The sequence below is a fragment of the Cloacibacillus sp. genome (assembly GCF_020860125.1).
In the GTDB taxonomy this organism is placed as follows: Bacteria; Synergistota; Synergistia; order Synergistales; family Synergistaceae; genus Cloacibacillus.
The window spans coordinates 1-6,120 of record NZ_JAJBUX010000058.1 but is presented as its reverse complement, the minus strand read 5'-3'; the positions used below and the strand labels follow the sequence as shown (position 1 = coordinate 6,120).

Annotated in this window: 5 protein-coding genes; 1 reads left to right on the top strand and 4 read right to left on the bottom strand. The window is 51.1% G+C overall.

Going from position 1 to position 6,120, the window contains the following annotated elements:
- Positions 1-145: 145 nt before the first annotated feature.
- Positions 146-451 (bottom strand): AzlD domain-containing protein, encoded by a 306-nt coding sequence (locus tag LIO98_RS07415; protein WP_291954911.1) that lies wholly within the window; start codon positions 449-451, stop codon positions 146-148.
- Positions 451-1,194, bottom strand: coding sequence for an AzlC family ABC transporter permease (locus LIO98_RS07410; protein ID WP_291954908.1), 744 nt, complete (start codon positions 1,192-1,194; stop codon positions 451-453). The genes LIO98_RS07415 and LIO98_RS07410 overlap by 1 nt, the downstream gene beginning before the upstream one ends.
- Before the next feature lie 252 nt (positions 1,195-1,446).
- Between LIO98_RS07410 and LIO98_RS07405 the strand changes: the two genes are divergently transcribed.
- A complete protein-coding gene (locus LIO98_RS07405) occupies positions 1,447-3,588 on the top strand; it encodes a GGDEF domain-containing phosphodiesterase (protein WP_291954905.1) in 2,142 nt (713 codons plus the stop codon).
- Positions 3,589-3,594: 6 nt separating this feature from the next.
- On the opposite strand, the gene LIO98_RS15415 is transcribed toward LIO98_RS07405, so the two are convergent.
- The gene (locus LIO98_RS15415; protein WP_363304122.1) at positions 3,595-3,708 is read right to left on the bottom strand and encodes an ANTAR domain-containing protein; all 114 of its coding nucleotides are present in this window, start codon (positions 3,706-3,708) and stop codon (positions 3,595-3,597) included.
- A 921-nt stretch (positions 3,709-4,629) separates the two neighbouring features.
- On the bottom strand, positions 4,630-5,856 hold the full coding sequence (locus LIO98_RS07400) for an IS256 family transposase (protein ID WP_291954902.1): 1,227 nt from the start codon (positions 5,854-5,856) through the stop codon (positions 4,630-4,632).
- Between the last annotated feature and the right edge of the window lie 264 nt (positions 5,857-6,120).

Below are 6,120 nucleotides of genomic sequence, written 5' to 3'. Positions count from 1 at the left end.
AACTCCCCGGCCGCCCCCCCTCCGTCGGCTGGGGGGGTGGTTGTTTTTTTATCACACCCCGAGCTTCCCCGCCCCCAAAAAAAAATATCCCGCGGGGGGGCGCGGGGGGCGCCCCCCGCCCCCCCCGCCGTTTTATCCTAAGGCCTTAAAATCCGAGCTGCGTCACGATAAAGGCCGCGGCGATCGAGGCGGGCAGCACCACGAGGATGTTGCCGCTGAACCAGCCGGTGAGAAAGGCGACGGCCGTGGCGGCGGCGGAGCTTTTGAAATCACCCGTCGCCCAGAGGATGTCGGGAAAGACGAGCGAACCGATGACGGCAAAGGGGATGTAGCTGAGCACCGAGGAGACGAAGGGCGGCAGGCGGCGTCCGGTGAGAAAAAATGGCGGCAGTATGCGCGAGGGCGCGGTGACGCACATCATCAATATTGAGAGAAAGACGATCTTCGACATTACCCGCGCGCCTCCTTCCCAGTGGGAAAGAGCAGCGCTCCGATGACGGCGGCGGCCCCGGCGGATATTATTATCGCCAAACCGCGGTTGAGCTGCGCGAAGAGGGGCAGCCATTTAAGGAGCGCCGAGAGCGTCATCGCGGAGAGCGTAACGATAAGCGCCGCGCGGCTCTTGCGGGCCGCGGGAATGATTATCGCCAGAAAGAGCGCGTAGATCGCGATGCCCATACTGGACTGCAGGTCGCGCGGCAAAAAGGCGGTCCCGATATAGCCGCAGAGGGTAAGGGCGTTCCAGGTCAGAAATATCGGCAGCTGCACACCCCAGAGAAAACCGGGCGTGACGATCTCCGCCTCCTGTAAGGAGGCGATGCTGAAACTCTCGTCGGTGAGAAAGAAAAAGAGGGCGAATTTTTCAAAGGGGTTCATTCCCCTCTCCATACGCTGCGAGATGGAGGAGCCCATCATGATGTGGCGCGCGTTGAGAAGCGCGGTGGTGATGAGGATATCGGCCATGGAGACCCCGATCATCAGCATATTGAGCGCGGCGAACTGGCTGGCTCCCGCAAAGACGACCGCCGACATAAAGAGGCTCTCCCAGATGCCGAGTCCGGCGGTCTTCGCAAGTATCCCAAAGGCCATCGCGCTCGGTATCATGCCGATGATGACCGGCAGAGACTTTTTCGCGCCGGCGGAAAATCCACCTGTAACACGCCTGCATCCGGCAGCCTCCTGAACCCTTTCCATCCGCAACACCTCTGAAATATTTATTTTTCACGAAACAATTATATAATTGTACCCGCCGGGCCCTTAAATAACAACCGCCGTTACCTTGGCACACACCTGCCTGCGGGCCGCTTGGTCCACACAATGGAAACAGGCATAATTTTTACCCCGCGGACTATTTTTTACCTGCGAAATGTAGTGTATAATTCACATATTTGGAAGCTATTTAATCTGCGTCATCAAAGATATGGTGCGGTGGAGGATATTTTTGTAATGAATAATAATACGGCTGATTTTTTCAGAGACGGTACTTTCTGGCTGTTGGACGATTACTCCGATGGCGTCTATATCAGTGATACCGAGAGCCATCGTCTGCTGTATATGAATAGCGTCGGCCGCCGTATGTTTGGTATCGCGCAGGACGCCGACGTCAGAGAGCTCCTCTGTCATAAAGTGCTGCAGGGCCGCGACGCGCCATGCCCCTTTTGTATGCCGGAGCGGCTCTCGGAAAACAGATACTACGCCTGGGAACAGATCAATAAGGTCATTGGCAGACATGTCGTCCTGCGTGACCGTCTTATAAAGGTAAACGGCCGTAGGCTCCGCCTGCAGACTATCACAGAGGCTGAGACAAAGGAGCAGATGGAGCGGCTCATCACCACCAAGATACACACGGAAAATACGCTGTTGGGCTGCGTCAGCGCCCTCGCGGACCAGGGGAACATCAACGGCGTGGAAAAATCCGTCACCGACATCCTGCGGGCGATCGCCGATTTCTATTCCGCCGACCGCGCCTATGTGCTGGAGCTTGAACGCCCGTCGCTGGATATGCGCCATACATATGAGTGGTGCCGTGCGGGGATCGCCTCCGAGATCAATTCCGTGAGCAGCATGAAGCTCTCCCGCTTCCGGCAGCGTTGCTTCGCCGAGGGTACCGCCATGATAGTTAAGGACATTGAGACGCTGAAAGAGAGCGATCCGGCGGAGTACGCGCGGCAGGAAAGCCGCGGCGTCCGGGCTTTTTATATGGTCCCGTACACGGATGGAGACGAGGTCAGGGGCTACGTCGGCGTGGATAACCCCTCTCTTAACCTGAGAAACTTCTCCATGCTCAATACTCTGACGCTGCTTATCGCCCACCAGATGGGCCAGTATAGACTGCGCTGCCAGCGGGAATACGGCATTTATCACGACACGCTGACGGGGCTGTCTAACCGCAACGGCTACAACGCCTACAAGACGGCGATATCTGAGGAACAGCTGCGCCGCGTCGGAGTCGCGGTGGGCAATCTCAACGCCCTTGACCAGCAGAACCGTGACTTTGGCACAGAGGCCGGCGACAGTACCGTAAAGGTAGCGGCTACCTGTCTGGACAGACACTTTTCCGAGGATATGCTCTTCCGCTTCGAGGGCGATGAATTCATCATTATCTGCGAGGATATTACCTTCCCCGATTTCGTCGCAAGGGTAGAGGCGGCGGAGAAAGATATCTGTAAAAAAACTTCATGCGGCATCGCGGTCGGTTATACCTGGTCTGAAAAGGAGATCCTGCTCGGTGAGATGCTCCATCAGGCCAAGCTGCACATGATCGAGAAGAAAAAGCTCTATTACAACTCAATAGAGGGAAAATCCAAATATAACAGCAAAAAAATACTTGATAACCTGAACGCCGAGATCGCCCAAGGGCACTTTATCGTCTACGTCCAGCCAAAGATCACCGTCACGGAGGGCGGCCTCTACGGCGCGGAGGCTCTCATACGCTACAGCAGCCCCGATCACGGCGTGATCCCGCCGGTAAAATTCATCCCCACCCTTGAAAAAGAGGGGCTGATCCGTCACATCGATTTCTTTGTGCTGGAAGAGGTCTGCAAGCTCATAGCGAAGTGGATCGCCGAAAAAAGGACTATCATTCCCGTATCGGTGAACTTTTCGCGCACGACCCTGCTCGAAAGCCGCATCGCGGACCGTATTGAGGAGATCGTCGACAGATACGGCATTCCGCATGAATATATCCTCATAGAGATAACGGAGTCGGCGGGATACATTGAGAAGGATACCTTCGTTTCGATAGGCAGGATACTGACCGGACGCGGCTTCAGCCTCTCACTCGACGATTTCTGCTCTGAATACTCCTGTGTTTCACTGCTCAGCGCACTCAAATTCAAGGAGATAAAGTTCGATAGGAGCATGATCTCACAGCTTGGCAGCGGCGAGAAGACCGCCGACACCGTATGTGAAACTATGGTGGGGCTCTGCTCAAAGCTCGGCTATCCGGTGGTCGCCGAAGGAGTCGAGACGAAGGAACAGCTTGAAATACTAAAAAAATTTAAGTGCGACGCGGTTCAAGGCTTTTTCTTCGACCGCCCGATGCCCGCCGAGGAATTCGAGAAAAAATATATATACGCCCAAAACTAGCGCCGTTTAGCTGCTGAAAAGCGTTTCCCTGGCGATGATCTCGTCAGCCACCTCGCGCCGGGAGCGGCGGCTGTCCATCGCCCGTTTTTCAATATATCGGTGCGCGCCACTTTCCTCTATCGTCCGCCGCGACAGGAACTCCGCCGCGGATATTTACCATAAAAAAACATCCGCAAGAGACGGGCTTCGCCGCTCTTTCGTGGATGCTGTTGCCTAAGCCTTTCATAACATGCAAAGAATACTATATATTAATTCTATTATTATCAACAAATGAAATAAAGATTAATATAAAGGATAACATAATTGAACATAAATCATATAAAAATAAATATGCCATATTAAGCATATTTATATGAAAAATAAGCATAAAATAATTGCTTGACATCAGCTTAATATAATAGTATTATATCCAGCATCAAGGGAATAGATGCTTAAACATTTATTTTTAAGATAAATTTAATAAAAATGTTAGCTTTTATTAAGATATAAAGAGACATTTTTTCCACATCCCTGACGGCCATCGGAGATGAGAAAGGTGCCTCTTTTATTTTAAATACCATTCCGCAGCCCACATCACAGGGCTTTTTACACCACTCCTAAAAGCCATCCTCGGATTTTCAGAGGATGGTTTTTAAATAACTTTTCCAAGCACATCTTTACTAAACTCAAACACCGGCGTCGATGAAGCGCTTAACCGCCGGGTTCGGCATGGGACCGGACGAACATCCATCGTCTCGCGCCACATAATCGCTTCTCACAAAACAAAACGAGAGAGGGAAGTCTCACTTGACTTCCCTCTCTCGCTTAAATTAATTCCGGCAACGACCTACTCTGACAAACAAACTAGCCGACTCGCACAAATCAGAAAAACACTGATTTGGCTCCCTGGCCATCCCACGGATACCCTCCGTAGTACCACCGACGATGGAGTGCTTAACTGCCGGGTTCGGCATGGGACCGGGTGGTTGCGTCAAGAATTATGCGCACATTTTCTTTGCCTATGTTTTTTCCTCGCTAAGACGTTAGTCTTCGATTAAACAACTAGATTGCTATCGGTTCATTATTTCTCTCTGCATCAAAGAGAAGCTGCATATTCATATAATGAATGGAGCCCCACTTCGATGACATGATGTGCCTGAGTCGAGCCGATACCAGCATCAATGCTGATTTGGCGTCGGGAAAGCTTCCGACTACCCGTGTGCGTCGACGTATTTCCTTATTCACTCGCTCCAGCAGGTTGTTGGTTTTGATATGCTTCCAGTGCTGGGGCAGAAAACTATAATAGCTTAATGTTTCAGATACGCCTTTCTCTATGATATCGGCAGCTTTATTGAGCTTCATCTCTCTCAATCTCTGAACTGCAAATACTGCTTTCACCTCCGAGCTGGCCCTGCTTTCCTGGCTGTGGATTGTCTTTACAAGCCGAATCACATCTTCTACTTTGGTATTAGGCACGGCTCTCATGATATCTCTATAAAAGTGTACCGCACAACGCTGCCAGGCTGCTTCCGGGTAGAAATCCGGGATGCTTTCAACTAGACCAAGGCTTTTATCTGAGATGAACAGGCGAACACCGGTAAGACCGCGCTCTTTGAGTTCACGAAGAAAAGACGACCAGCTTGCCTTATCCTCTTTTGCTCCTTCCGAGACTCCTATTATTTCCCGGTCTCCATATTCATTTACACCAAGAGCGACAAGAACCGAGACGTTCTTTACCTCTCCGCCCCAGCTCCGTTTGAGCCAGATCCCGTCCAGATAAACATATGGATAAGCTACATGCAGCGGTCTGTTTCTCCATTCCTCTATCTTGCCGTATATCTTCTGATTCAGGGTGCTTACCGTTTGCGGACTTACCCTTGTGCCCCATAAAGCCTGAGTTATATCCTCTACGCGCCTAACAGACACGCCTGCTAAATACATTTCGATGAGGGATTCCTCTACCGAAGCTTCGCGGCGTTTATAACGCTCGATGATAGCCGTTTCAAACGGCACATTCCTTAAACGAGGGACTTTTAACTTTAACGGACCAGCCGAGGCATGGAACGTCCTTGTATAATGGCCTGCTCTCGTGCTCGCCCGTTCTGGAGATCTTTCGTATTTTGAAGCCTTGCAGAGTTCGTCTGCTTCCGCATCCAGCATAGCATTGAGCGTTTCTTCTACGGTCTGTTTTACCAGTGTGCTCAATTGACTGCGCACTCCTTCTTCGTTGATGGAGATAAGTCTGGCGCGGGCCTCTGGATTTTCATGCTGCTCTGTGTTATTGTTCATTACATAGTCCTCCTTTTGCTTCGTATGTGTGATTGTCGCAAAGCTAACATATCAGCGAGGAGGGCTACTTTCAATCCCTTCACTAATTCTTGAAAGAACTATGAACAGATAGTTACAGCCCGGTTCATTAATAGGTTATGATCCTGGATCGGTGCTCCGTAAACTCTGATGGATCTCATGAAAATGTGCTCATAAAATTATACGGTACCGACCGGGTGGAACGACGCCCTTGTTACGCACAGAATAAATAACACAAAAAACGAC

Coding starts and splice junctions, on each gene's coding strand:
- LIO98_RS07405 (WP_291954905.1), top strand. CDS start 1,447: ATGAATAATAATACGGCTGATTTTTTCAGAGACGGTACTTTCTGGCTG.
- LIO98_RS07415 (WP_291954911.1), bottom strand. CDS start 451: ATGTCGAAGATCGTCTTTCTCTCAATATTGATGATGTGCGTCACCGCG.
- LIO98_RS07400 (WP_291954902.1), bottom strand. CDS start 5,856: ATGAACAATAACACAGAGCAGCATGAAAATCCAGAGGCCCGCGCCAGA.
- LIO98_RS07410 (WP_291954908.1), bottom strand. CDS start 1,194: ATGGAAAGGGTTCAGGAGGCTGCCGGATGCAGGCGTGTTACAGGTGGA.